The organism is Pseudomonas sp. M20, assembly GCF_045037865.1.
Lineage (GTDB): Bacteria > Pseudomonadota > Gammaproteobacteria > Pseudomonadales > Pseudomonadaceae > Aquipseudomonas.
In genome coordinates this window covers 6,584,547-6,609,019 of the sequence record NZ_CP173611.1, presented here as the reverse complement: position 1 = coordinate 6,609,019, position 24,473 = coordinate 6,584,547, and the positions used below count along the sequence as shown (strand labels likewise).

Annotated in this window: 22 protein-coding genes and 1 pseudogene; 11 read left to right on the top strand and 12 right to left on the bottom strand. The window is 59.9% G+C overall.

The features are described 5' to 3' along the window. Positions 1-7: 7 nt before the first annotated feature. Together ACI514_RS29480 and trmA are read left to right on the top strand one after the other, a co-directional pair. Positions 8-1,303 carry an NCS2 family permease gene (locus ACI514_RS29480; RefSeq protein ID WP_007909733.1) on the top strand — a complete coding sequence of 432 codons (1,296 nt, stop codon included), beginning with the start codon at positions 8-10 and terminating at the stop codon, positions 1,301-1,303. Continuing rightward, a complete protein-coding gene (gene trmA, locus ACI514_RS29475; protein ID WP_405122836.1) occupies positions 1,300-2,379 on the top strand; it encodes a tRNA (uridine(54)-C5)-methyltransferase TrmA in 1,080 nt (359 codons plus the stop codon). The genes ACI514_RS29480 and trmA overlap by 4 nt, the downstream gene beginning before the upstream one ends. Positions 2,380-2,433: 54 nt before the next feature. On the opposite strand, the gene ACI514_RS29470 is transcribed toward trmA, so the two are convergent. Together ACI514_RS29470 and ACI514_RS29465 are read right to left on the bottom strand one after the other, a co-directional pair. Next, on the bottom strand, positions 2,434-2,880 hold the full coding sequence (locus ACI514_RS29470) for a DUF2442 domain-containing protein (protein WP_160059503.1): 447 nt from the start codon (positions 2,878-2,880) through the stop codon (positions 2,434-2,436). Beyond that, positions 2,877-3,304: pseudogene (locus tag ACI514_RS29465) on the bottom strand (DUF4160 domain-containing protein). Before ACI514_RS29465 ends, ACI514_RS29470 begins: the two are co-directional and overlap by 4 nt. A gap of 314 nt (positions 3,305-3,618) precedes the next feature. Here ACI514_RS29465 and aroQ point away from each other — a divergent pair. Continuing rightward, positions 3,619-4,059, top strand: coding sequence for a type II 3-dehydroquinate dehydratase (aroQ, locus tag ACI514_RS29460; RefSeq protein ID WP_008084592.1), 441 nt, complete (start codon positions 3,619-3,621; stop codon positions 4,057-4,059). Positions 4,060-4,064: 5 nt separating this feature from the next. After that, on the top strand, positions 4,065-4,919 hold the full coding sequence (locus tag ACI514_RS29455; protein ID WP_160059505.1) for a shikimate dehydrogenase: 855 nt from the start codon (positions 4,065-4,067) through the stop codon (positions 4,917-4,919). Between the two features lie 104 nt (positions 4,920-5,023). Here ACI514_RS29455 and ACI514_RS29450 read toward each other — a convergent pair whose 3' ends face one another. Continuing rightward, the gene (locus tag ACI514_RS29450) at positions 5,024-5,701 is read right to left on the bottom strand and encodes a TetR family transcriptional regulator (RefSeq protein ID WP_160059506.1); all 678 of its coding nucleotides are present in this window, start codon (positions 5,699-5,701) and stop codon (positions 5,024-5,026) included. Between the two features lie 101 nt (positions 5,702-5,802). Further along, positions 5,803-7,704, bottom strand: a complete 1,902-nt coding sequence (quiC, locus tag ACI514_RS29445; RefSeq protein WP_160059507.1) for a 3-dehydroshikimate dehydratase QuiC — start codon at positions 7,702-7,704, stop codon at positions 5,803-5,805. A gap of 357 nt (positions 7,705-8,061) precedes the next feature. Here quiC and ACI514_RS29440 point away from each other — a divergent pair, with 357 nt between their 5' ends. Continuing rightward, on the top strand, positions 8,062-9,399 hold the full coding sequence (locus ACI514_RS29440; RefSeq protein ID WP_201228594.1) for an MFS transporter: 1,338 nt from the start codon (positions 8,062-8,064) through the stop codon (positions 9,397-9,399). Positions 9,400-9,527: 128 nt separating this feature from the next. Here the strand turns inward: ACI514_RS29440 and ACI514_RS29435 are convergent, their stop codons facing one another. The 4 genes from ACI514_RS29435 to ACI514_RS29420 form a co-directional block, all read right to left on the bottom strand. Then, entirely contained in the window at positions 9,528-10,406 is an 879-nt protein-coding gene (locus ACI514_RS29435; protein WP_007909717.1) for a DMT family transporter, read from the bottom strand. 99 nt (positions 10,407-10,505) lie between these two features. Then, entirely contained in the window at positions 10,506-11,321 is an 816-nt protein-coding gene (locus ACI514_RS29430; RefSeq protein WP_405122835.1) for a sugar phosphate isomerase/epimerase family protein, read from the bottom strand. Positions 11,322-11,323: 2 nt separating this feature from the next. After that, positions 11,324-12,385, bottom strand: a complete 1,062-nt coding sequence (locus ACI514_RS29425) for a Gfo/Idh/MocA family protein (RefSeq protein ID WP_405122834.1) — start codon at positions 12,383-12,385, stop codon at positions 11,324-11,326. Between the two features lie 243 nt (positions 12,386-12,628). Beyond that, positions 12,629-13,405, bottom strand: a complete 777-nt coding sequence (locus ACI514_RS29420; protein ID WP_160059510.1) for an IclR family transcriptional regulator — start codon at positions 13,403-13,405, stop codon at positions 12,629-12,631. A 177-nt stretch (positions 13,406-13,582) separates the two neighbouring features. Between ACI514_RS29420 and ACI514_RS29415 the strand changes: the two genes are divergently transcribed. The 4 genes from ACI514_RS29415 to ACI514_RS29400 all read left to right on the top strand — a co-directional run bounded on the left by ACI514_RS29415 (position 13,583) and on the right by ACI514_RS29400 (position 18,171). After that, positions 13,583-15,322: an FAD-dependent oxidoreductase gene (locus ACI514_RS29415; RefSeq protein WP_405122833.1), complete on the top strand. Its 1,740-nt coding sequence runs from the start codon at positions 13,583-13,585 to the stop codon at positions 15,320-15,322. After that, the gene (locus ACI514_RS29410; protein ID WP_405122832.1) at positions 15,306-16,139 is read left to right on the top strand and encodes an aldo/keto reductase; all 834 of its coding nucleotides are present in this window, start codon (positions 15,306-15,308) and stop codon (positions 16,137-16,139) included. Before ACI514_RS29415 ends, ACI514_RS29410 begins: the two co-directional genes overlap by 17 nt. A 193-nt stretch (positions 16,140-16,332) precedes the next feature. Further along, positions 16,333-17,220: a neutral zinc metallopeptidase gene (locus tag ACI514_RS29405; protein WP_150706854.1), complete on the top strand. Its 888-nt coding sequence runs from the start codon at positions 16,333-16,335 to the stop codon at positions 17,218-17,220. After that, on the top strand, positions 17,221-18,171 hold the full coding sequence (locus tag ACI514_RS29400; protein ID WP_160059513.1) for an alpha/beta hydrolase: 951 nt from the start codon (positions 17,221-17,223) through the stop codon (positions 18,169-18,171). Between the two features lie 115 nt (positions 18,172-18,286). On the opposite strand, the gene ACI514_RS29395 is transcribed toward ACI514_RS29400, so the two are convergent. The 3 genes from ACI514_RS29395 to ACI514_RS29385 all read right to left on the bottom strand — a co-directional run bounded on the left by ACI514_RS29395 (position 18,287) and on the right by ACI514_RS29385 (position 20,427). Then, positions 18,287-18,880 carry an HAD family hydrolase gene (locus ACI514_RS29395; RefSeq protein WP_160059514.1) on the bottom strand — a complete coding sequence of 198 codons (594 nt, stop codon included), beginning with the start codon at positions 18,878-18,880 and terminating at the stop codon, positions 18,287-18,289. After that, positions 18,877-19,746, bottom strand: a complete 870-nt coding sequence (gene tesB, locus ACI514_RS29390; RefSeq protein ID WP_003228466.1) for an acyl-CoA thioesterase II — start codon at positions 19,744-19,746, stop codon at positions 18,877-18,879. The genes ACI514_RS29395 and tesB overlap by 4 nt, the downstream gene beginning before the upstream one ends. 111 nt (positions 19,747-19,857) lie before the next feature. Beyond that, entirely contained in the window at positions 19,858-20,427 is a 570-nt protein-coding gene (locus tag ACI514_RS29385) for a GNAT family N-acetyltransferase (RefSeq protein WP_405122831.1), read from the bottom strand. A gap of 82 nt (positions 20,428-20,509) precedes the next feature. Here ACI514_RS29385 and ACI514_RS29380 point away from each other — a divergent pair, with 82 nt between their 5' ends. Together ACI514_RS29380 and ACI514_RS29375 are read left to right on the top strand one after the other, a co-directional pair. Next, complete coding sequence (locus ACI514_RS29380; protein WP_405122830.1) at positions 20,510-21,430, top strand: histone deacetylase; 921 nt, start codon at positions 20,510-20,512, stop codon at positions 21,428-21,430. A 281-nt stretch (positions 21,431-21,711) separates the two neighbouring features. Next, positions 21,712-22,947, top strand: a complete 1,236-nt coding sequence (locus ACI514_RS29375) for a TIGR03862 family flavoprotein (RefSeq protein ID WP_405122829.1) — start codon at positions 21,712-21,714, stop codon at positions 22,945-22,947. A 186-nt stretch (positions 22,948-23,133) separates the two neighbouring features. Here ACI514_RS29375 and ACI514_RS29370 read toward each other — a convergent pair whose 3' ends face one another. After that, positions 23,134-24,471: a DEAD/DEAH box helicase gene (locus tag ACI514_RS29370; RefSeq protein ID WP_016986155.1), complete on the bottom strand. Its 1,338-nt coding sequence runs from the start codon at positions 24,469-24,471 to the stop codon at positions 23,134-23,136. Positions 24,472-24,473 lie beyond the last annotated feature (2 nt).

Genomic DNA, 24,473 nt, shown 5'->3' with positions numbered 1-24,473 from the left:
AGCAGACATGCTGGAAAGGCTGTTTCAACTCAAGGCACACAACACCAACGTGCGCACCGAGATTCTCGCGGGCATCACGACGTTCCTGGCCATGGCCTACATTCTGTTCGTCAATCCGAGCATTCTCGGTGAGACCGGCATGGACAAGGGCGCAGTGTTCGTCGCTACCTGTCTGGCCGCCGCGATCGGTTCGACGATCATGGGCCTGATCGCCAACTACCCGATCGCCCTCGCACCGGGCATGGGCCTGAATGCCTTCTTCACCTACACCGTGGTCTTGCACATGGGCCACACCTGGCAAGTCGCACTGGGTGCCGTGTTCATTTCCGCCGTGTGCTTCTTCCTGTTGTCGATCTTCCGTATCCGTGAATGGATCATCAACAGTATTCCACTGCCACTGCGCTCGGCGATTGCTGCCGGTATCGGCCTGTTCCTGGCACTGATCGCCCTGCACAACGCCGGCATCGTGGTCAGCAACCCGGCGACCATGGTCGGCCTCGGTGACTTGAAAGCCCCGGCACCGATCCTCGCCACCCTTGGCTTTGCCCTGATCGTTGCCCTCGAAGCGCTGAAAGTGCGCGGTGCAGTACTGATCGGCATTCTGGCGGTGACCATCATTTCCATCGCGATGGGCTTCACCCCGTTCAACGGCGTGACCTCGATGCCACCTTCGCTGGCACCGACCTTTATGCAACTGGACATCAAAGGCGCACTGGACATCGGACTGGTCAGCGTGATTTTCGCGTTCCTGTTCGTCGACCTCTTCGACAACTCCGGCACCCTGATCGGCGTCGCCAAGCGCGCCGGCCTGATGGGCAAGGACGGCCACATGCCGAAAATGGGCCGCGCACTGATCGCCGACAGCACCGCGGCCATGGCCGGTTCGTTGCTGGGTACGTCGACCACCACCAGTTACATCGAATCTGCTGCCGGCGTGAGTGCGGGCGGGCGTACCGGTCTCACCGCCATCGTCGTGGCGATTCTGTTCCTGCTGGCGCTGTTCTTTTCGCCACTGGCGGCCAGCGTTCCGGCCTTCGCCACTGCACCAGCGCTGCTGTTCGTCGCCGTGTTGATGACTTCCGGTCTGGCCGAAATAGACTGGGACGACATCACCGTTGCCGCGCCAGTTGTCGTGACCGCACTGGCCATGCCATTCACTTACTCGATCGCCAACGGCATCGCCTTCGGTTTCATCGCCTGGACCGTGATCAAGCTGCTGTCGGGCCGCGCACGTGAGCTGAACCCGGCGCTGGTGATTCTGTCGATTCTGTTTGTGATCAAGTTGGGTTGGTTCAACGCATGACTTTCGATTCCCAGGCTTACGCCGAGCAACTAGAAGCCAAGGTCACGCGTTTGCGTGATCTGCTGGCACCGTTCGATGCACCTGAGCCGACGGTGTTCGACTCGCCGCTGCAGAACTTCCGTCTGCGCGCCGAGTTCCGCCTGTGGCGCGAGGGCAGCGACCGGCATTACGCGATGTTCGCTCAGGACGACAAACGCACGCCGATTCTGATTGAAGAATTCCCGATTGCCAGCCTGCGCATCAATCAGTTGATGCCGCAGTTGAAAGCGGCATGGCAGGCCAGTTCGGCGCTGAGCCACAAACTGTTTCAGGTGGAGTTCCTGACCACGCTGTCCGGCGATGCGATGATCACCCTGTGCTACCACCGTCCGCTGGACGAGCACTGGCACGCGGCGGCGACGAAACTGGCGGCGGATCTCGGCGTCAGCATCATCGGTCGCTCGAAGGGCAAACGCGAAGTGCTTGGCCTCGATTACGTGGTCGAGAAACTCGACGTCGGCGGTCGCACGTTCAGCTATCGCCAGCCGGAAGGCGCGTTCACCCAGCCTAACGGCACGGTGAACCAGAAGATGCTCAACTGGGCGTACGAAGCGCTAGGCGATCGCAACGACGATCTGCTGGAGCTGTACTGCGGCAACGGCAACTTCACCCTGCCGCTCGCCACTCGCGTGCGCAAAGTGCTGGCCACCGAAATCAGCAAGACCTCGGTCAACGCTGCATTGAGCAACCTCAGCGAAAACGCTGTGGATAATGTCACTCTGGTACGTTTGTCCGCCGAAGAACTGACCGAAGCGCTCAACGAAGTGCGCCCGTTCCGTCGCCTGCAAGGCATCGACCTGAAGAGCTACGAGTTCGGCAGCGTCTTCGTCGACCCGCCGCGTGCCGGCATGGACCCGGACACCTGCGAGCTGACCCGGCGCTTCGACAACATCCTGTACATCTCCTGCAACCCGGAAACCCTGGCGGCGAACATCGCCCAGTTGCACGACACGCACCGTATTACCCAGTGCGCGTTGTTTGACCAGTTCCCGTGGACGCATCACATGGAATCGGGTGTGTTGCTGACCCGGCGTTGATTGCGGGAAGCTGATACGAGAAAGCCGTCGTGATTGACGGCTTTTTTGTGGTTTTTACAAAGCGGGATCGGCCTTGCGTGGTCGCCCGCCCTTTTTGCCATTCGCTCGAGCAGCTTCGGACTTTGCAGCACTGCTTTGACGACCGTTACGCGATGCAACCACCGACGCAGCCATCTTCATGAGTGACGGGCTCGCTGAAATCATCCCGGCAATGGAAACGTCAAGGTCTTTGCCCTCATGGCAAAGCGCAGTGCCTGCGAATCCGACTGTCAGCCCCTCGTAATCGCCTGCATCAAACCCGTCAAACTCTGGATACTGGCTCACCGGAAGCAACACACCACTGCCATCCTCAAAACGGATGACCAGAGATGATTCTTCAAAGGTTACGGAGACAGCCTGCAAGCTACTCGCTCGGCGTGCCTCCCCTTGCAGGATGGCGGCGTCGATCATCTCCTTCGTCAGGGGACGATGTGTGGATGGCTTAGCCTTGATGACTTTCATAAATCGATTTCCACTCCTTCCAATGCGCCTATCAATGTCAGAAGAGTTTTGCCCTCTTCTGGCAGATAACGCGCCGATCCCACTCTGTGTGTCTTGTCAGTGACGAGTTTCATCCCCAGCACTTCGTTTGAATGGCTGTCCCACAATTGATTGTCGAGACAGACAGTTTGCAATCTTGACCACCAGATCCCGCGTGCTCGTCGCAGATGAGCAGGCTGCTCAAGAGATCGACACAAGCCTTCCAGCACGGTTAACGGTGGTCGACGAGAAAGCGGCATGACATCCCAAAGCTCAATATCGTTGTGCCAGAAACTGAACTGTAATCGGGCGCTCCAGCTACCTGCATTCACGTGAACGTGCGGGGGCAATGCTCATCTCGCAACATGATGACAATCGACAATCCTTTGTAGCTGCACACCTTCATGCTAACCCATCCGTTAGGTTAATAAGTTTCAGGATTCAAGATTCCTTTCAAATCCGACGACTGGTGATCGGCACATGACGTTTCACCGCTTTTCAGGCTAGCGTCGCAACAGGTCATGAGCCGGACAAGCTCCAGTGAAAAACGTAAGCAAAGCTGTCGTCATATCTCGATCAATATCGCTTCTGTGCGATCACCGAACATAAAACGCCACGTCCATTTTTGTTCAATTGACCATGGTAACCATCTAGTACATTTTATCTCCACAGGCTGAAATCCTCGGCCAAAGCCAAAAACAATAAGTGGAGTTACCCCTCATGCCCCCTATCGTTCTGGTGCTCAATGGCCCGAACCTGAACCTGCTCGGCACTCGCGAGCCGGCCACTTACGGTCACGAAACCCTGGCGGATATCTCGGCGTTATGCGGTCGCGCGGCAGAAGAGTTCGGCCTGGCCGTGGAGTTTCGCCAGACCAATCACGAAGGCGAATTGCTCGACTGGATTCACGCTGCCCGCGGCCGTTGCGCCGGGATCGTGATCAATCCGGCGGCGTGGACGCACACCTCGGTAGCGATTCGCGATGCGCTGGTGGCCAGCGAACTGCCGGTGATCGAAGTGCACCTGTCCAACGTCCACGCCCGCGAGCCGTTTCGTCATCACTCGTTTGTCTCGGCGATCGCCACGGCGGTGATGGCCGGGTTTGGCAGTCATGGCTATCGCCTGGCGCTGGAACATTTCAGCCAGCGGTTGAAGGGGTAAATCGCATGTCTCGCTCTAACGTAATACTCGCCGGGCTGATTGGCGCCGGCATTCAGGCCTCGCGCACACCAGCGCTGCATGAGCATGAAGGCGATGCCCAAGGCCTGCGTTATCTATACCGATTGATCGATCTCGATCAACTGAACATGGACAGCACTGCCCTTCCCGACCTGCTGCTGGCGGCCGAGCGGATGAACTACACCGGGCTGAACATCACTTTCCCGTGCAAGCAGGCGATCATCCCGCTGCTCGATGAACTGTCGCCGGAAGCCAAAGGCATCGGCGCGGTGAACACGGTAGTGCTGAAGGATGGCAAACGTGTCGGTCACAACACGGACTGCCTCGGTTTCGCCGAAGGTTTTCGCCGAGGTCTGAAAGACGCCGCCCGCGAGCGTGTAGTCCAGATGGGTGCCGGTGGAGCAGGCGCGGCAGTGGCCCACGCATTGTTGAGCGAAGGCGTACAGCAACTGAGCATTTTCGATGTCGACAGTGAGCGCGCCGAGAGCCTGGCGAACAATCTCAATCAGCATTTTGGCTTTGGTCGTGCAGTGGCCGGTCGGGATCTGCCGAGCTCGCTGAATCTGGCTAACGGTCTGGTCAACACGACGCCAATGGGCATGGCCAAACTGCCGGGCATGCCGGTACCAGTCGAGCTGCTGCGCAAGGAATTGTGGGTGGCGGAGATTGTGTACTTCCCGCTGGAAACCGAACTGCTGCGCAATGCTCGCGCGCTGGGTTGCCGGACGCTGGATGGCGGCAATATGGCGGTGTTTCAGGCAGTGAAGGCGTTTGAACTGTTCAGCGGCGTGGTGCCGGATGCGCAGCGCATGCTCGCGCACTTTCAAAGCATGAATGGCTAAAAACCTGTGGGAGCGAGCCTGCTCGCGAAGGCGTACGGCCAGCCAATACATCTGTTGACTGACACACCGCTTTCGCGAGCAGGCTCGCTCCCACAGGGACGGTGTCAGGCCTGCAGGTAGCGCAGCACCGATTCGCAAATCATCTCGCGATGACGCTGCTTGATACTTTCATCCGGCAGATCAATCTGAAAAATCTCGCCAAACGTGTGCCGGTTCGATACGCGATAGAAGCAGAACGAACTGATCAGCAAATGCACATCCAGCGCGTCCAGCCCGGCGCGGAATACACCTTCATCAGCGCCACGACGCAGAATCTCACCGAGCGAATCGAGGATGGTGTTGTTCATTGCCTTGATCGCATCGGAACGCTTCACGTATTCGGCGTTGTGGATATTTTCAATGCTGACGATGCGCACGAAATCGACGTTGCGGTCGTGATGATCGAAGGTGAACTCGACCAATCGGCGAATCGCCTCCACCGGCGCCAACTCGGCCAGGTGCAGACGGTTTTCGGTGCTGCGGATATCACCGTAAAGCTTCTCCAGCACCTCGACGTACAACTGCTCCTTGCTGCCGAAGTAGTAATAGATCATGCGTTTGGAGGTGTGGATGCGCTCGGCGATCGCGTCCACGCGAGCGCCGGACAAGCCTTGCTGGACGAACTCGACGATCGCCTCTTGCAAGATGTTCTCGCGGGTCTTTTCCGGGTTGTTCTTGCGACTCTTGCGCGGCTCCACGGCGGATACTTCGGTCGCTGCGGAAAGTTCTGAATTCATCGTCATTGCGGGCTCACGGCCATCACTGCACAGGCGGCGATTATGGGCTGCGCAGCACAGTGAAGGAAGCCGCGCGGCCCGTGTTTAATCCCGCGTTTACGAATTTCCTACAACTTCGCCTGGCGCACCGCGCCACTGCGTGATTTGGCCATCGCCGCCAGACGCACCGCGACGTTCGCTGCGCCGTAACCGGCATAGCCGTTCTTGCGCTGGATGATCTCGAAGAAGAAGCGCCCTTCGAACGGTTCGGTGTAGACGTGGAACAGCTCACCGCCCTGGGCATCACGGTCGTACAAGACGTTGTAATAGGCCAGTTCGCTGAGGAATTCGTCGTCGAAATCGAAGCGCGCAGCAAGGTCATCGTAATAGTTGAGCGGAATATCCAGCAACGGTACGCCGGCCTCTTTGGCGCGACTGACTTCGGCGAAGATATCGTCACAATCGAAGGCGATGTGGTGCACTCCAGAGCCGCGATAACTCGACAGCGCGTGGGAGATCGCGGTGTTGCGGTTCTCGGAGATGTTCAACGGCAAGCGGATCGAACTGTCGCGACTGCGCAGTGCGCGACTTTTCACCAGTCCATACGGATCGGGCAGCACCACTTCGTCGTCCGCTTCGAAATCCAGCAGGCTCTTGTAGAACAGCACCCAACTGTCGAGGCTGTCGGCCGGCAGTGCCATGGCCATGTGATCGATACGCTTGAGACCGCCGCGTGCCGGCGCATCTGCCAGCAGATTGAAATCGGTGCCGTAGACATCGGCCTGTTCATCCACCAGATAAATCAGGCTGCCGTCCGGCGCGCGCACCGCTGCCAGCTCCAGTTCATTGGGGCCGACCAGTCCACGATAGGGCTGACCTTTGTAAGCGACGGCGCGGGCCAAGGCACTGGCGCTGTCCTTGACCCGCACGGCGGTGGCGCACAGCGATGGGCCGTGGGCCTCGAAAAAGCTGTGAGCAAACGAATACGGTTCGGAGTTGAGGATCAGGTTGATGTCGCCCTGACGCAGCAGGCTCACGCTCTTGGAGCGGTGCTGCCCGGCCTTGACGAAACCGAGGCGCTCCAGCCAGTTCGACAGCTTGGCGCCGAGGCTTTCATCCACGGCGAATTCAAGAAACTCGATGCCGTTGTACTCGCTGGCCTTCGGTGTTTCGAAAAGGATTTCGCGATTGGCCACAGGCTGGGCTTCCTGCTCCAGACGCTGGCGAGTCTTCTCTTCCAGATACAGCAGCGAACGCAAACCGTCGGCGGCATTCGCCCGTGGCGGCGCGGCGCGGAAGCCGTCATTGAAGATTTCCAGCGACAGCGGTCCGGTGTAACCACTCTGGATGATCGGCGCGAGGAACCCCGGCAGATCGAACTCGCCCTGGCCGGGGAAGCAGCGGAAGTGCCGGCTCCACTCAAGAACGTCCATGGCCAGAATCGGCGCGTCGGCCATCTGCACGAAGAAGATCTTGTCGCCGGGAATGTCGGCGATAGGGCGCGGATCGCCCTTCAACGACAGCGTATGGAAGCTGTCGAGCAACACGCCGAGGCTCGGGTGATCGGCTTGGCGCACGATGTCCCAGACTTGTTGATAAGTGTTGACGTGACGGCCCCACGCCAGCGCTTCGTAACCAATGCGCAAGCCGCGCGCACCGGCATGCTCGGCCAGCAGTCGCAGGTCATCGACCAGAATTTGTTGGTCGCCGACGCTGTCGGCCGAGGCATTGCTGCAGACCAGCACCAGATCGGTGCCCAGTTCCTGCATCAGGTCGAACTTGCGTTCGGCGCGCTCAAGATTGCGCGCCAGGCGATCGCGGCGGCAGCCTTCGAAATCGCGGAACGGCTGAAACAGAGTGATGGCGATGCCGAGATCGGCGCACATCTGTTTAATTTCCCGCGGACTGCCGTCGTAGTACAGGAGGTCGTTTTCGAAAATCTCCACCCCGTCGAACCCGGCGGCGGCGATGGCTTCGAGTTTTTCCGGCAGGGTGCCGCTCAAGGAAACGGTGGCAATGGAACGCTGCATGTTTCAACTCCCGGACTGCGCCGCTTTATCTTTACTGTAGGAGCTGCCGAAGGCTGCGATCGTTTGATCTTTATTCGTGAAAACAGAATCAAAAGATCGCAGCCTGCGGCAGCTCCTACATGGGATGGGTTTTTATAGTAGGGAAATTATTGGCTGCATCGAACGTGGCAGCAATTTAAAGTGTACTACCCGGTTAGTTTTGCGTGCGATTATCGAACACAATGGCGGTTTGGCGAATTGACGATTTTTCGTCCACTGCCCAACATCGACCGCACATTGAGTCCGGATCTGAACCACCGGTCGCAGCGTGCAAGTAACAAGCACACCAAATAACAAATCCAAAAACGGGTGGAACACATGATTCCTTCACAGACTTCCCGCATGGCCCCGGCCATGAGCACTGCCACGGGTGGCATCGGCGACAAGATCCGCGGCGCCATGGCTGTCGGCAAAACCCGTTGGGGCATGCTGGCGCTGGTGTTTTTCGCCACTACCCTGAACTACATCGACCGCGCCGCCCTCGGCGTCATGCAACCCATCCTCGCCAAGGAAATGAGCTGGACGGCGATGGATTACGCCAACATCAACTTCTGGTTTCAGGTCGGCTACGCGATCGGTTTCGTTCTGCAAGGTCGCTTGATCGACCGGGTCGGCGTCAAACGCGTGTTCTTCTGCGCCGTGCTGCTGTGGAGCCTGGCCACCGGTGCTCACGGCCTGGCGACATCGGCGGTCGGCTTTATGGTCTGCCGATTTATTCTCGGTCTGACCGAAGCGGCGAACTACCCGGCCTGCGTGAAAACCACGCGCCTGTGGTTCCCGGCCGGCGAACGTGCGGTTGCCACCGGCATCTTCAACGCCGGCACCAACGTCGGTGCGATGTTCACGCCGATGCTGCTGCCACTGGTCCTGCACGTCTGGGGCTGGCAAGCGGCGTTCCTGTGCATGTCGGCACTCGGCGGGATCTGGCTGCTGTTCTGGGGTTTGAAGTACTTCAACCCGGAAGATCATCCGAGCGTCAAACAGTCCGAACTGGACTACATCCAGCAAGAAGTCGAACCAGAGCAGGCCCGCGTACCGTTCTCGAAAATCCTGCGCATGCGTGGTACCTGGGCCTTCGCCCTCGCCTACTCGCTGACCGCGCCGGTGTTCTGGTTCTACCTGTACTGGCTGCCGCCGTTTCTCAATCAGCAATACAACCTGGGCATCAACGTCACCCAAATGGGTATCCCGCTGATCATCATCTACGTCACGGCTGACTTCGGCAGTGTCGGTGGCGGCATTCTGTCTTCGTTCCTGATCGGTCGCGGGATGAACTCGATCAAGGCGCGGCTGCTGTCGATGTTCCTGTTCGCCTGCTGCATCATCGGTGTGGTCATGGCGGCTGGCTCTGCCAATCTGTGGGTGGCGGTGGCCGCGATTTCTCTGGCAATCGGTGCGCACCAGGCGTGGACAGCAAACATCTGGAGCCTGGTAATGGACTACACGCCCAAGCACATGATGAGCACCGTGTTCGGTTTCGGCGGCATGTGCGCAGCGATCGGCGGGATGTTCATGACCCAGATCGTCGGCCACATCCTCACCGTGACCAACAACAACTACACCGTGTTGTTCACCCTGATTCCGGCGATGTACTTCATTGCGCTGACGTGGATGTACTTCATGGCCCCGCGCAAAATCCCGACCGTCACCGAATAACCTGCCTACACAACGCTACCTGTAGGAGTGAGCCTGCTCGCGATGGCTTAGTGTCAGTCAATAACTTCATCGACTGACACACCGCCATCGCGAGCAGGCTCACTCCTACAAGGTTTTGCGTAACCTACTCAGCGGCGGCTCTGCTGCCACGCTGCCGCCAGTCCGCTGCAACAGATCACCGCGATGCCAATGATCGTCAGCAGACTCGGCGTGTGATTGAACAGCAGCCAGCCCAACAACCCCGCAAACACAATCTGGCAATAACCGAACGGCGCCAGCAGTGCTGGAGCGGCATGGCGGAATGCCTGGGTGAGAAACAAATGCGCGGTCATCCCGCAACTGCCCAGCGCCAGCATCAGCCCGGCGTGGGTCAACGTCGGAACCTGCCAGAAGAACGGCACCAGCGCACTCATCACCAGCGTGTTACACAGCCCGGCGAAAAAGTTACTGGTGGTCGGGCTGTCAACTTCAGCAAGCTTGCGCGTCAGCAACTGATAGAAGCAGAAAAACAGCGCCGAACAGAATGGCAGCAATACCGCTGGGGTGAACAGTTCACCACCCGGGTGGACGATGATCAAAACGCCGATAAAGCCGCAAATCACCGCGATCCATTGCCCGCGCGTCACCCGCTCTTTGAGCAGCGGCACGGACAAGGCTGTCACCAATACCGGTGCGAGAAAGTTCACCGCCGTGGCTTCCGCCAGCGGGATATACAGCAGGGCCGTTGTGAAAAACAGGCTAGTACCGAGTAGGCAAAGTGCTCGGGTCAACTGCCATAACGGCTTCTTAGTGCGCAAAACGCGCAACCCGGATTGCGGCAGAAAAATCCCCGCCATCAGCAGTGTGTGCACCAGATAACGCGCCCAGACCACCATCACGATCGGATAGAAACCGGACAGGTATTTCGACAACGCGTCGTGACTGGAAAACAGGAAGGTTGCCACGACAATCAGCAAGATCCCCTTGAAGGGTTGGTTGACTCCGGAGAGCGGGGTGCTGACGGTCATTGGATTTCCTTGTGGAGCCATAAAAGATCAAGAGCTTCGCAGGCAGTCTCGCCTCCCCCTGTGGGAGCGGGCTTGCCCGCGATAGGTGCGCAGCACCGCTTACAGGCGCGCCAACAACGCTCGAGTTTTATCAATCGCCATCTGCGCCCGCCGTAATCCGCTCACGCCCTGCTCGAGCAGTTTCACAGTGGGAATTTCCAGACTCAGTGGAATATTAGTCGGCAGCGCTTTCAACAACCCGAGCAGATCACAATCACCCTCGCCGGGAAACCGCCGCTCGTTGCGCGCCTGACGCAAGATCTCGGCCATATCTGACGGTCTCGGCCCCGCCACATCACATAATTGTGCATAGCGCAGCCTCGACGGCGACACTGTTTGCAGATCCTCAAGCCGTGAAGCCGAACGATCAAAGTGGAATGCATCAACCAGCACCGCAGCGTTTTCCCGATCAGCGTTTCCGACAATTCGCAGCGCTTGTTCGAGGTTGCGCGCATCGGTCCAGGGCATGAACTCCAGATGCGGGTGCAAGCCGTAAGGCGCGGCCAGATCGCAAAGGGCGGCGAAGTTGTCGGTGAGTCGTTGCTCGTCAGGATCATTACCGGCGATGAGTAATTCCGTGGCGCCAAATTCCGCGCCCACTGTCAGATGTTTCTCGAAATCGGCGACGACGGTCTGCGGTTTCAAACGCAGGATTTCCACGTCGAGCACACGGATGCCGGTATCGCGCAGGCGCTGCAAAGTCTGACGGCGCAATTCAGCATCAGCGACCAACGGGAAATGATGCTCCTCGGGCGTCGCCGGTTCCAGACGCAGTCCGACATGACTGTAACCGGCCCGCGCAGCGACTTCGACCATTTGCGGTGGCGATAACTCCAGCACGGTAAGGCTGGCCAAGGAGAGGATTCGTTCACTCATATTCAAGCCTCGACCAGTGCAGGGGCGCAGGCTCGACCGGTAGCGGCAGCCTCGCGAATGGCTTCAATCAACGCAAGGGTGCGGGCGGCATCGGCAGCGCTGACCAGCGGCTCGACTTCACGCCGCGCCACACGTACGAAATGCTGTAACTGCAAGCGTAAAGCGTCGTCACCGCTGTAGGACTCTTCGACCATCAACAAGGGTTCATGCCAACCGGCGTCGACCTGATCAGCGGCGTAATGCCAACGCTTGAGTTGCGGAATGCTCAAGGCGCCAGCAGTCCCGGCCAACAGATAACACGGCTGATCGGCCTGACGCGGATAGACCGGGTTCTCACCGGAATCCAGCTCCCAACTCCATGGCGCCGCCACTGCATCGGACCCGCTCAGGGTTCCCAAGGTGCCACCTTCGAATTGCAGCAACACCGCCGCGCTGTCTTCGTTGGCGAACCCGCGCACGGTGTTGTCGGTGATCGCTTGCACCGAGCGCACCTCACCGCACAGATGCCGTAACAGATCGAGGTCGTGAATCAGATTGGTCAGCAACATCCCGGCGCCCGGTTCGCGGCGCCACGGGATCTCGAAGTAACTGTCGGGTTTGCGCAACTGGAACAGCGCGGTCACCGTGGTCAGCCGCCCGAGCGCCCCGCTCTGCACTAATTCATGAGCGCGAACGATCAGTGGGTTGTGGCGCCGATGATGGCCGACCAGCACCGGCACGCCGCTGCTTTTGACCGCCGCGACTAGCTCGCGCGCTTCATCCAGGTGCACCCCGACTGGTTTTTCCAGCAACACCGGCACACCCGCCGCCAGGCAATCGAGCGCGGTGCTGACGTGTTGATTATTCGGATTGGCGACGATCACCGCGTCTGGCCTGATCTGCTCGAGCATCTGACGGTGATCGGCGAAATGCATTACACCCCAATCAGCCGCAAGCGCTGCGGCTTGCGGCCCGGGATCAGCCACTGCGCACAGCGTCGCTTCGCTGAGGGTTTGCAGATGCCGATAATGTTGCTGGCCCATATTGCCGGCGCCGATCAGGGCGATTCGAAGGGGCGAATTCAAGGTGCGGTCCTCTTGTGATTGTTCTCGGAATAACACTCCACAAACAATTTAGAACCGAGTTCCAGAATCAAACACCCATCCATCTCAAAAACGTGCGAACACCGCACAACTTCGTGGACAACAAAAATCCCCTGTAGGAGTGAGCCTGCTCGCGATCACGGTGTGTCAGCCAACATTAATGCCAGCTGATACACCGCGATCGCGAGCAGGCTCACTCCTACAAGGGCACTGCGTGAATTCGGATTAGATAAACAGTTCTGAGGCCAGGCTTGCTGCTGATAATTCTTCGGTGAATGTCAGCAACAACGGCGCCAGTTCATGCAACCGTGCCCCCGGCATCCGCGCACTCGGTCCGGCAATACTCAGTACGCCGATCACCCGACCATCCGTTGGATGCTTCACCACCGCCGCAATCGCCGAAGTGCCGACTGCCGAGCTCTCCTCGACCCAGGCATACCCCTGCTCGCGGGCCAGGCGCAGGCGTTCCAGCAACTCGATATTCGAGCGCGGCGCATTCGGCCCGACGCCCACCGGCACCTCCGCCGCCTGCCGCTCGACCAGCGACAACGCCTCGGCATCGCTCATGCACGCCAGCCACGCATGCCCGGACGCGGTGTAGAACAGCGGCGCATCGCGGCCCATGTCCGGGTCGTAACGCAGACCGCTGCGCGCGCCCTGCGCCTTGGCGATCCAGGTCTGGCGCTCGCCATCGATGACGCCCAAACGCACCAGTTCGCCGGTTTCCTGCGCCAGTCGATCAAGCACTGGCTGGACGATATCGGCACCGCTGCTCGACAAATACTGGAAGCCCATCGCGACGAGTTTGGTCGACAGGTGATAACGCAAGGTTTCCGCATTCTGGCGCACGTAGCCCAGGCGAATCAGCTCGGCGAGCAAGCGGTGCGTCGCGCTTTTGGGGATATCCAGTTGCTCTGCCAGCGTCTGCATCGGCAGCCCGCGCGGATCACTGGTAAGGGTTTCCAGCACACTGAAAACCCGTTCGATTTGACTGCCGGCCATGGGGATATCCAAAGGAAATTTTGCCGATTCTAGAAGACATCCGCGGTAAAGCGAAATCTGGAACCGGTTGTTCGATAACCGCCCGCTTTGTTGAATCAAAGCTTGTCGTGCTACACCAGCGCTGGTTATTTTCTGGAATCAAATTCCAAAAATAATTCATCGCTGGAGCGTTGTTTGATGTCTGCCGAACTCCCTGATATCGACTGCGACGTATTGGTCGTCGGTTCTGGCGCCGCCGGGTTGTCGGCCGCCGTCACCGCCGCGTGGCATGGCTTGAAAGTCATCGTCGTCGAAAAGGATCCGCTGTTCGGTGGCGCCACGGCCTGGTCCGGGGGCTGGGCGTGGGTGCCGTGCAATCCGCTGGCCCGTCGGGCCGGCATCGTCGAAGACATCGAACAACCGCGCACCTATTTGCGCCATGAACTGGGCGAGCACTTTGACCCGGCAATGATCGATGCCTTTCTTGAAGCCGGGCCGTGCATGGTCGCGTTTTTTGAGCAGCACACCGCGTTGCAATTTGCTGATGGCAACGCCATTGCCGACATTCATGGCGACACGCCGGGCGCTGGCACTGGCGGTCGCTCGGTCATCGCGGCGCCTTACGACGGACGCAAGGTCGGACGCCTGCTCAAGCGCCTTCGTACAACGATGCGCGAAACGTCCTTCATGGGCATGCCGATCATGGCCGGGGCGGATCTGTCGGCATTCCTCAATCTGACGCGGTCGCTGAAAGCGGCATGGCATGTCACCCGGCGCTTTACCCGACATTTGCTAGACCTCGCGGTCCATGGCCGGGCCATGCAATTGGTCAACGGCGTGGCGTTGATTGCACGATTGGCAAAATCCGCCGAAGACCTCGGCGTGTTGCTCTGGGAATCGGCACCGGTGACAGCGTTGCTGCGTGAAGGCTCGCGCATCTCGGGCGCTGTGGTCAAAACAGACAAAGGCCCGATCCGCATTCATGCACGCAAAGCCGTAGTGCTCGCCGCCGGTGGTTTTGCCAATGACATCGAGCGGCGCAAAGCCCTGTTTCCGCGCACGCCGACCGGTCACGAGCATTGGGCGCTACCACCGCTGGCCGTCAACGGCGATGGTTTGCGCCTGGGCGAAAGCGTCGGTGCACGGGTCAATACCGATGTGGCTTCGCCCGTGGCGTGGGCGCCGGTATCGCAAGTGCCACATTCCGACGGCAGCACCGGCCATTTCCCACACATCATCGAGCGCGGCAAACCCGGGATCATCGGCGTGCTGTGTAACGGCCAGCGCTTCGTCAACGAAGCCAACGGTTATTACGATTACGTCAGCGCGATGGTCGCCGCCGCGCCGGAAGGTGAAGAAGTCGCCTCCTGGCTGATCTGCACCCGCGCCTTTCAACGGCGTTATGGACTGGGCATATCGCGGCCATTTCCGCTGCCGGTGTCAGAATTTATCCGCAGCGGCTATCTGAAAAGCGGCAACACCATTGAAGAATTGGCCCGCGCCTGCGGCATCGACCCGAGCGGATTGCGCGAGACCGTGGACGACTACAACCGCCATGCCCGCCACGGCGAAGACCCTTTGTTCGGACGCGGCACCACACCTTACAACCGCAAACAGGGTGATCCGGCGAACCTTCCCAACCCCTGCGTTGCCCCAATAGACACCGGTCCGTTCTATGCCGTGAAAGTCCAGCCGGGCTGCTTCGGCACCTTCGCCGGACTCAAGGTCAACGCCCACGCGCAAGTGCTGGACGCCCACCAACAGCCCATCGCCGGCCTCTACGCAGCAGGTGGCGACATGGCCAGCATCATGGGCGGCCACTACCCGGCGGGCGGTATCAACCTCGGCCCGGCGCTGACTTTCGGTTACATCGCCGCCCGGCACATTGCCGGCATGACTGCTTTCGAACAGGAGATCGACCATGCAGCACATCGTTAACGCCCAAGGTTTGAACATGCCGAAGCTGGGCCTCGGCACCTGGCCGATGCTCGGTGACGAATGCACCCGCGCCGTGGAGCAAGCGCTGGACCTGGGTTATCGACACATCGACACGGCAGCGGCCTACAACAACGAGGACGCGGTCGGACAAGCACTGGCGAATACACCGACACCGCGCGAGCAAATTCACGTCACCAGCAAGGTCTGGTGGGATCAGCTGCAACCCAACGCGATGCGCCACTCCATGGACCGCAGCCTCACTGCTTTGCGCAGTGACTATGTCGACCTGTTCATGATTCATTGGCCGACCACCGACTGGGACCTGCCACGCACCCTCGCCACGTTGGCCTCGTTCAAGGAGCAAGGCCTGGCGCGCAACATCGGCGTGGCGAATTTTCCTCTGCCGTTGCTGCGCAAAGTCGTCGAGGAATACGGCATCGGTCTGTCAGCGATTCAGGTTGAATACCACGTCCTGCTCGGCCAAAACGCTCTGCTCGACTACGCCCGTCAACACGACATGGCACTGACGGCCTACACGCCACTGGCACGCAACAAGGTCTCGGACATCCCGCAGATTCAACAGATCGCCCAAAAGCACGGCGTGCTGCCGACCCAGGTCGCATTGAAATGGTTGCTCGACCAACCCAACGTCGCAGCGATTCTCAAGGCCAGCAGCCGCACCAATCAACTGGCCAACCTCGCCTCGCTGAAAGTCGAACTCGACGATGAAGACCGCGCATTGATTGCCGCACTGCCGAAAAATCAACGCCAGGTCAGCCCGGATTTCGCACCGCAGTGGGATGCGTTTGATCGCTGATTGATAATCCAGCGATAGAAATCTTGCGCGGGATTGAATTTGCCTCGCGCCAGACCGTCAATAACAGGCCCGACCTCGTCAACACGAGGCCGGGCCTGTTTGCGTGTGTGCGAATAGACGGACGACCGGACTGGCGCCACACTCACACAACAGCAACACTCATCACCACCCGATACACACAGAGGATTCCCACATGCTATGGAAAAAAGGCCGACGCAGTGACAACGTCGTCGACGCCCGTGGTGATGATGCCGGCGGTGGCGGCGGCATGCGGTTCGGCGGCGGCAAAGGCCTGAGTCTGGGGGCCATCCTGCTGATCGTCGGTATTGGCTGGATCACCGGGCAGGACCCAATGCAGATCCTCGGTCAGCTCGCCGGGCAATCCACACAGCAATCGGCGCCTACCTCGCAAACCCGTCAGGCACCGCCGGCCAACGATGAACAGGCCGAATTCGTCCGCTCGATCCTCGGCGATACCGAAGACACCTGGGGCACGATTTTCCAGCAGGCCGGGCGCCAATATAAAGATCCGACCCTGGTGCTGTTCAGCAACCGGGTCAATTCCGCCTGTGGTCTGGCCACCTCGGCAACCGGCCCGTTCTATTGCCCCGCCGACCAGAAGGTCTATCTGGACATGGCGTTCTTTCAGGAAATGTCGCAACGCTTCAAGGCTGCCGGCGACTTTGCCCAGGCTTACGTGATCGCTCACGAAGTCGGACACCACGTGCAGACACTTCTCGGCGTCTCGGCGAAAATTCAGACAGCCCGCCAGCAAGGCCGGCAGATGGAAGGCGATGGCGGCTTGCTGGTGCGTCAGGAATTGCAGGCTGACTGCCTCGCGGGTGTCTGGGCCTACAGCGCACAGAAGCGTTTGAACTGGCTGGAACCGGGCGACATCGAAGAGGCCTTGAACGCGGCCAACGCCATCGGTGATGATCGCCTGCAACAACAGGGTCAGGGCCGTGTGGTGCCGGACTCGTTTACTCACGGTACGTCGGCGCAAAGGGTGCGCTGGTTCAAAACCGGATTCGCGCAGGGCCAGGTCGGCCAGTGCGACACCTTCGCGGCGAAAAACCTGTAAATGCATAAATGGCTTTTGGCGTTACTGATCGTCGGCAGCACCGCGCACGCCGCTGGTGTCGATGCGATCAGCCCCGGTCGTTTGCAACTCAAGGCCGGGGAAATGGCGGTGGGTATTGGCCCCGCGCCAGAAAAAATCGAGCGCGTGCTGATCGTCATTCATGGCCGGTTGCGCAACGCGGAAACCTATCGCAAAAGCGCCGAGAGCGCCGCCGAACTGGCCGGGCAAAGTGCGCACACACTGGTGATCGCGCCGCAGTTTCTCAATGAAAGCGATGTCGCGCTGTACTCGCTCCCCGCCACCTTGCTGCGCTGGCAAGGCAACGAGTGGATGGGCGGCGGCTTATCCACAGGGCCGAATCCGTTGAGTTCCTATGCGGCGCTCGACGAAATCATCGGACGGATCAGCGACCGCAAACAATTTCCGGACGTGAAGCAGATCGTAATCTTCGGTCATTCCGGCGGCGGCCAGGTTGTACAGCGCTATGCCCTGCTGGCCAAGGATCAACCGGCGCTGAAGGCAAACGGCATTGGTTTGCGCTATGTGGTGGCCAATCCGTCTTCTTATGCCTACTTCAATGAACAAAGGCCGGTGGCGTTCGATCACGCCAAGTGCGCGGGTTTCAATCGCTGGAAGTACGGTCTGTCAGACATGCCTGTGTACGCCGGTGGGCAAACGCCGTTGCAGCTTGAGAGCAGTTACGTCAAACGCGAGGTGATTTATCTGCTGGGGCAGCAGGATATTGATCCCAAGCATCCGGCGCTGGACAAGCGCTGTGAAGCCGAAGCGCAGGGTGCGTATCGCCTGGAGCGTGGGAAGTTGTACTTTGGCTATTTGCTGCGCCGCCATCCCGAGGGCGTCAATCAGCGGCTGGTGGAAGTGCCCGGGGTCGGGCATAACGGCGATGGCATGCTGACCTCGCCGGAGGGGCAGAAGGCGTTGTTTGAATAAGTTTTGTGCTGATTGATCTGACGCTATCGCGAGCAGGCTCACTCCTACAGGGGAACGCATTCCAATTGTAGGAGTGAGCCTGCTCGCGAAGAGGTCAGCTCAGGCACCAAAGATTTCAGGCCAGAAGCATCCGCCGCAACTCGACACAATCCTTCGCATGCCAATCGGCCAACTCGGGCCACGGGTTATCCGGCAGATTCACCAACACCGTGCGCGCCCCCGCCGCTCGTCCGCAATCCAGATCAAAGCGGTAATCACCGACCATCACCATCGCGCTGGCCGGCACTTCCCAGGCCTCAGCCAGTTTCAGCAAACCGCCCGGATGCGGCTTCGGCGGCGCTTCGTCGCGGCCCAGCACATCTTCCACCGCAAAGCAGTCAGCCAATCCAATCGCTTGCAGCGTCACGTGCGCCAGTTCCCGCGCATTGCGGGTCAAGATGCCGAGGCGATAGCCCCGCGCGTGCAGATCACGCACCAGCTCTACCGCCCCGGTCGCCGGGGTCGAGCCCAGCGCCAGATCGCGTTCGTGCTCGAGCAACCACGCATGCTTGGCCGCCGCCTCATCCGCCGGCAACGCGGCGAGATGCGTAAGGATGTCGTCCTGCGGCGGAATCGCCAATGCCACGCGAATCGCCGCAAAGTCATGCACGGCGACGGTCAGCGTGCCGTCCATGTCGAACACCCAGTGCTTAACCTCTTTCAGGCTCATGCCCAATCCTTGCGATGGCGGATCAAACCTTCCTGCGTCACCGAAGCCACCAATTGCCCGGCGCGGTTGTACACGCTGCCACGGGAGAACCCACGGGAATTGCCGGCCCACGGACTGTCCATCGCGTAGAGCAACCAGTCATCGGCGCGCAGATCATTATGGAACCACAGCGCGTGATCAAGGCTGGCGACCTGCATGTCTTTCTGCCACACCGATTTGCCGTGAGGCAGCATCGAGGTGGTCAGCAGGCCAAAGTCCGAAGCGTAGGCCAGCAGGTATTTGTGCAGCGCCGGGATGTCGGCCAATGCGCCGTCGGCACGGAACCACACGTACTTCACCGGATCGGCCGGCTGCGGGTTGTACGGGTCTTTTTCGGTGACCGGGCGTACTTCGATCGGTTTCGGGCACAGCAGTTTTTCGCGCATGTGTTCCGGTATCAGGTGCGCGCGTTGCTGGGTCAATTCCAGCTCCGACGGCAGGTTCTCCGGACCGACCACTACGGGCATCTGGCTCTGATGCTCGAAGCCTGCTTCGTCATACTGAAACGACGCGCTGCAGGTGAAGATCGGGTGGCCCTTCTGGATCGCCGTGACCCGACGAGTGCTGAAACTGCCGCCATCGCGCACGCGATCAACCGAGTAAACCACCGGCAACTTGGCATCGCCCGGACGCAGGAAATAGCCGTGCATCGAATGCACATGGCGCGCCTCTTCAACCGTCTGACTGGCCGCCGACAGCGACTGGCCGAGCACCTGACCACCGAACAACTGGCGGAAACCCAGGTCCTGGCTACGGCCACGGAACAGGTTTTCTTCGATCGGTTCCAGGGTCAGCAAGTCGACCAGATCTTCCAACACTTGGCTCATTCAGACTCTCCTCACACAAAGCACTATGCCGCGCAGTCTTGGCTGCGGCGGCCGATTCAGATTCTGGCGCGGGCCAATGATATGGCGGCCATTGTAAACGTCCGTGTCGGCTTATCCATGCAAGGTTTGCAGCCATTGTTCCCGGGTGATGCGGTACAGCACGTGCCTGCGCAATGAGTGATCGACGGCCAGCTTCGGGTGATCGAAATCATCTTCCGGGGCGTGATGCATGCCGATCGCCTGCATGACTTTCTCCGAAGGCAGATTGGATTGCGCGGTGAAGGAGACAATTTCCTTCAGCGCCAACCGATCAAAGCCACAGCGCAGAGCGGTCCACGCTGCTTCGCTGGCATAGCCCAGGCCCCAATGTTCCTTGGCCAGGCGCCAGCCGATTTCCACCGCGGGGGTGAACGGCGCATCGAAACCGACCACGCCGAGTCCGGTGAAACCGATGAATTCACCGCTGTCCTTGCGCTCCAGCGCCCACAAGCCGAAACCGTGCTCGGCAAAATGCCCACGCACGCGGCCGATCATCGAGGCGCTTTCCAATCGGCTCAACGGCGCCGGAAAATAACGCATGACTTGAGGATCGGCGCACATCGCGGCAAATGCCGGCAAATCCTCGTCCTGCCACTGACGCATCAGCAAGCGCGCGCTCTCAAGTTCCAGTATCGGCTCCATAGTGCCCCTCCGTTTCCATGCCGCAAGTCTACATCGCTGGTAGGATCCTTCACTCTTTCCTACGTTCCTACATGAATTCGCCATGCCACTGCCGCTGATCTACCACGAAGACTACAGCCCCGAGTTTCCGGCGGATCACCGCTTCCCGATGGACAAGTTTCGTTTGCTGCGCGACCACCTGGTGGACAGTGGTCTGACCCGCGATGCCGACCTGCTGCGCCCGGAGATCTGCCCCAACGACATCCTCGCCCTCGCCCATGACCGTGGGTATATCGAACGCTACATGAGCGGCGAGTTGTCCCGCGAAGACCAGCGGCGTCTTGGCCTGCCGTGGAACGAAGCCTTGGCGCGACGCACGGTGCGCGCGGTCGGCGGTTCGATTCTGGCCGCGGAGAAAGCCCTGGAGCATGGTTTGGCCTGCCATTTGGCCGGCGGCACTCATCATGCGCATTACGACTACCCGGCGGGGTTCTGCATCTTCAATGACCTGGCGATCATCAGCCATTACCTGCTGCAAAGCGGTCGGGTCAATCGCGTGCTGATCTTTGATTGCGATGTGCATCAGGGCGACGGCACCGCGCGGATCCTGCATGACACGCCGGAGGCGATTACCGTTTCCCTGCACTGCGAGAAGAATTTTCCTGCACGCAAAGCGCAAAGTGACTGGGACATTCCACTGCCCAAAGGCATGGGCGATGCCGACTATTTGAAAGTGGTCGACGACACACTCAATTACCTGCTGCCGCTGTATCAACCGGACCTGGTGCTGTACGACGCGGGTGTCGATGTACACAAGGACGACGCCCTCGGTTATCTACAACTGACGGACGCAGGCGTCGCTGCTCGTGATGAAAGCGTGATGCGCCATTGCCTGGGCCGCGATATTCCGGTGATGGGCGTGATCGGCGGCGGCTACAGCAAGGATCGCCACGCCCTCGCCCGCCGCCATGGCATTCTCCATCACAGCGCACAGCGGGTCTGGCATTCACACGGTTGTCACTGAGTTGTGCTGCGTTACCCACAATCGCTGTGGAACTGCCTGTGGATAACCTGAGTGAAAGGGACTGCAGGCCATGCTATTCATGGGCTGCAGGGCACTGATCATTTTTCAACCAAAATTTCAAGCCAACCCCAATCCCTTGTAGGAGTGAGCCTGCTCGCGATAGCGGTGTATCAGTCAACGCTATGTTGAATGTGCTGACGCTATCGCGAGCAGGCTCACTCCTACAAAGGATCTCGGCTGTTAGAATGCGCGCCTTATCCCGCCATACCGCAGCGCACGCCATGACCCAGACTTCCGCCTCCTCCCCCGCTCACGTCGCCATCATCGGCGGTGGCCCCGCCGGCCTGATGGCCGCTGAAGTGCTGAGCCAGGCCGGAATCCGCGTCGATCTCTACGATGGCATGCCCTCGGTGGGCCGCAAGTTCCTGCTGGCCGGCGTCGGCGGGATGAACATCACCCACTCCGAAGCCTACCCGGCATTCCTCTCGCGCTACGCCGAGCGCGCGCCGCAAATCGCCCCGCTGCTGCGCGGTTTCGACGCCCACGCGTTGTGCACATGGATTCATGATCTGGGCATCGAAACCTTTATCGGCAGCTCCGGCCGCGTGTTCCCCACCGACATGAAAGCTGCCCCGCTACTGCGCGCCTGGCTCAAACGCCTGCGCGACAGCGGCGTAGTTATCCACACCCGCCACCGCTGGCTCGGCTGGGATGAACACGGCGCGCTGCGCATCGACAGCCCGGAAGGTGAAATCACCGTCAAACCCGACGCCACCCTGCTCGCCCTCGGCGGTGGCAGTTGGTCGCGGCTCGGTTCGGACGGCGCTTGGATGCTGCCACTGGAACAACGCGGTGTAGGACTGGCGCCGTTGCAGCCGAGTAATTGCGGCTTTGAAGTGCAGGCCTGGAGCGAATTGATGGTCAGTAAATTCGCCGGCGCGCCGCTGAAAAATATCGCCATCGGTTTGAACGACGACGTTCCGCGCTTGGGCGAATGCGTGATCACCGCGACAGGGATTGAAGGCAGTCTGATTTATGCGCTGTCGGCGCCGATTCGTGAGGCGATCAATCAGCATGGCGCGGCGGTTATTCACATTGATCTGTTGCCCGGCCGGCCTGTGGATAAATTGCAGACGGCGTTGAGCAAGCCACGTGGCTCGCGGTCGATGGCCAAGCATCTGCACAGTCAGGTCGGGATTGATGGGGTGAAAGCGGCGCTGTTGCGCGAACTGACCGATGCAGCAACTTTCGCCGACCCAGCGCTATTGGCCCGGGCGATCAAGGCACTGCCGATGACGTTAGTGAAAACGCGGCCATTGGACGAGGCGATCAGCAGTGCCGGGGGCGTGACGTTCGATGCGGTGGATGAGCGCTTGATGCTCAAGGCGTTGCCGGGGGTGTTCTGCGCGGGGGAGATGCTAGATTGGGAAGCGCCAACGGGCGGGTATTTGCTGACCGGGTGTTTTGCCAGCGGGCGGGCGGCGGGATTGGGTATTGTGCAGTGGCTGAAAAGCTAAACCCTCACCCCAGCCCTCTCCCAGAGGGAGAGGGCTGGGGTGAGGTGTCTGGCGTCATCCGTCGACGTGAAAGACCGAGTCGATTATGGATTCACAGCCGTAGGATCAGGTCGGCGTAATTCGCGAGCATCCCCCAATCAGTCCCCTCTCCCTTGGGGAGAGGGTTAGGGTGAGGGGCTTTTGACCTTAAGGCTTACGCTTACGAGGCCCCGTGTTGAACACCGGCACTTTCCGCACAGGCTTGATCGAAGGCTCCGGCGCCTGCGTCTCGCCGCTGTCGACCCACTTGCCCAGATTGCGCTTGCCGCCACCACCGGAAGCTTTCGGCTTCTTCGGTTTCTTCGGTTTCTTGATCACCTGACCACTGGCATCGGTGTCCGGCACACGGTGCTCCGGTTCGAAATCCGGCTCGTTCTGACGCTTCAAAGTTTGCCGCGTCAGCATCTCGATTGCCGACAACATGTTCACTTCATCCGCGCACACCAGCGAAATCGCCTCACCGGTTGCGCCAGCACGGCCAGTACGGCCGATGCGGTGAATGTAGTCTTCAGCCACGATCGGCAGATCGAAGTTGATCACCAGCGGCAGATCTTCGATGTCCAGACCTCGCGCAGCAACGTCGGTGGCCACGAGAATCTGCACTTCACTGAGCTTGAAACGATCCAGCGCGCGCTGACGGGTTGCTTGCGGTTTATCACCATGAATACCGTCAGCATTCACACCGAGGCCCTGGAGTTTTTCCACCAGCGCATCCACACCGTTGCGGGTCTTGGCGAACACCAGCACCTGCTTCCACTTGTTCTTGCGCATCAAATGCACGAACAGCTCGGCTTTGCGCTTCTTGTCCACCGTGACGATCCACTGCTTGACCGTGTTGGCAGCGACGTTGCGCGGGCTGACTTCGACGGTCAGCGGATCGTTGAGCATCTGCCCGGCCAGCAGGCGAATGTCATCGGAGAAGGTCGCGGAGAACAGCAGGGTCTGGCGCTTCTTCGGCAGCATGCGGTAAATGTTCGCCAGTTCTTCGGAGAAGCCCAGGTCGAGCATACGATCGGCTTCATCCAGCACCAGAGTCTGCAACTGATCGAGTTTCAGCGCGTTCTGGCGGAACAGGTCGATCAGGCGACCAGGCGTGGCGACCAGCACATCGACGCCGCCGCGCAACTTCATCATTTGCGGGTTGATGCTGACGCCGCCGTAAACCGCGTACGTGCGCAGCGGCAGGTTTTCGGCGTACTGGCGCACAGACTCATGAACCTGCTCGGCCAGCTCGCGGGTCGGCACCAGAATCAGCGCACGCGCCGAATTGGCAGCGACTTTCGGCCCTTCCATGGCCAACAACTGCAGCAGTGGCAAGGCGAAACCGGCGGTCTTGCCGGTACCGGTCTGAGCCGCGGCCATCAGGTCACGACCGGCCAGCACGGCCGGAATGGCTTGCGCCTGAACCGGCGTCGGGGTCTGGTAGCCGAGCGTCTCGAGAGAGCGCAGCAAGGGTTCGATCAGGCCAAGGGTGGCGAAAGTCATGG

Bases quoted from the DNA above. Each gene is read 5' to 3' on its own strand.
- ACI514_RS29480 (WP_007909733.1), top strand. From the start codon at position 8: ATGCTGGAAAGGCTGTTTCAACTCAAGGCACACAACACCAACGTGCGC.
- trmA (WP_405122836.1), top strand. From the start codon at position 1,300: ATGACTTTCGATTCCCAGGCTTACGCCGAGCAACTAGAAGCCAAGGTC.
- ACI514_RS29470 (WP_160059503.1), bottom strand. From the start codon at position 2,880: ATGAAAGTCATCAAGGCTAAGCCATCCACACATCGTCCCCTGACGAAG.
- aroQ (WP_008084592.1), top strand. From the start codon at position 3,619: ATGCCCCCTATCGTTCTGGTGCTCAATGGCCCGAACCTGAACCTGCTC.
- ACI514_RS29455 (WP_160059505.1), top strand. From the start codon at position 4,065: ATGTCTCGCTCTAACGTAATACTCGCCGGGCTGATTGGCGCCGGCATT.
- ACI514_RS29450 (WP_160059506.1), bottom strand. From the start codon at position 5,701: ATGACGATGAATTCAGAACTTTCCGCAGCGACCGAAGTATCCGCCGTG.
- quiC (WP_160059507.1), bottom strand. From the start codon at position 7,704: ATGCAGCGTTCCATTGCCACCGTTTCCTTGAGCGGCACCCTGCCGGAA.
- ACI514_RS29440 (WP_201228594.1), top strand. From the start codon at position 8,062: ATGATTCCTTCACAGACTTCCCGCATGGCCCCGGCCATGAGCACTGCC.
- ACI514_RS29435 (WP_007909717.1), bottom strand. From the start codon at position 10,406: ATGACCGTCAGCACCCCGCTCTCCGGAGTCAACCAACCCTTCAAGGGG.
- ACI514_RS29430 (WP_405122835.1), bottom strand. From the start codon at position 11,321: ATGAGTGAACGAATCCTCTCCTTGGCCAGCCTTACCGTGCTGGAGTTA.
- ACI514_RS29420 (WP_160059510.1), bottom strand. From the start codon at position 13,405: ATGGCCGGCAGTCAAATCGAACGGGTTTTCAGTGTGCTGGAAACCCTT.
- ACI514_RS29415 (WP_405122833.1), top strand. From the start codon at position 13,583: ATGTCTGCCGAACTCCCTGATATCGACTGCGACGTATTGGTCGTCGGT.
- ACI514_RS29410 (WP_405122832.1), top strand. From the start codon at position 15,306: ATGCAGCACATCGTTAACGCCCAAGGTTTGAACATGCCGAAGCTGGGC.
- ACI514_RS29405 (WP_150706854.1), top strand. From the start codon at position 16,333: ATGCTATGGAAAAAAGGCCGACGCAGTGACAACGTCGTCGACGCCCGT.
- ACI514_RS29400 (WP_160059513.1), top strand. From the start codon at position 17,221: ATGCATAAATGGCTTTTGGCGTTACTGATCGTCGGCAGCACCGCGCAC.
- ACI514_RS29395 (WP_160059514.1), bottom strand. From the start codon at position 18,880: ATGAGCCTGAAAGAGGTTAAGCACTGGGTGTTCGACATGGACGGCACG.
- tesB (WP_003228466.1), bottom strand. From the start codon at position 19,746: ATGAGCCAAGTGTTGGAAGATCTGGTCGACTTGCTGACCCTGGAACCG.
- ACI514_RS29385 (WP_405122831.1), bottom strand. From the start codon at position 20,427: ATGGAGCCGATACTGGAACTTGAGAGCGCGCGCTTGCTGATGCGTCAG.
- ACI514_RS29380 (WP_405122830.1), top strand. From the start codon at position 20,510: ATGCCACTGCCGCTGATCTACCACGAAGACTACAGCCCCGAGTTTCCG.
- ACI514_RS29375 (WP_405122829.1), top strand. From the start codon at position 21,712: ATGACCCAGACTTCCGCCTCCTCCCCCGCTCACGTCGCCATCATCGGC.
- ACI514_RS29370 (WP_016986155.1), bottom strand. From the start codon at position 24,471: ATGACTTTCGCCACCCTTGGCCTGATCGAACCCTTGCTGCGCTCTCTC.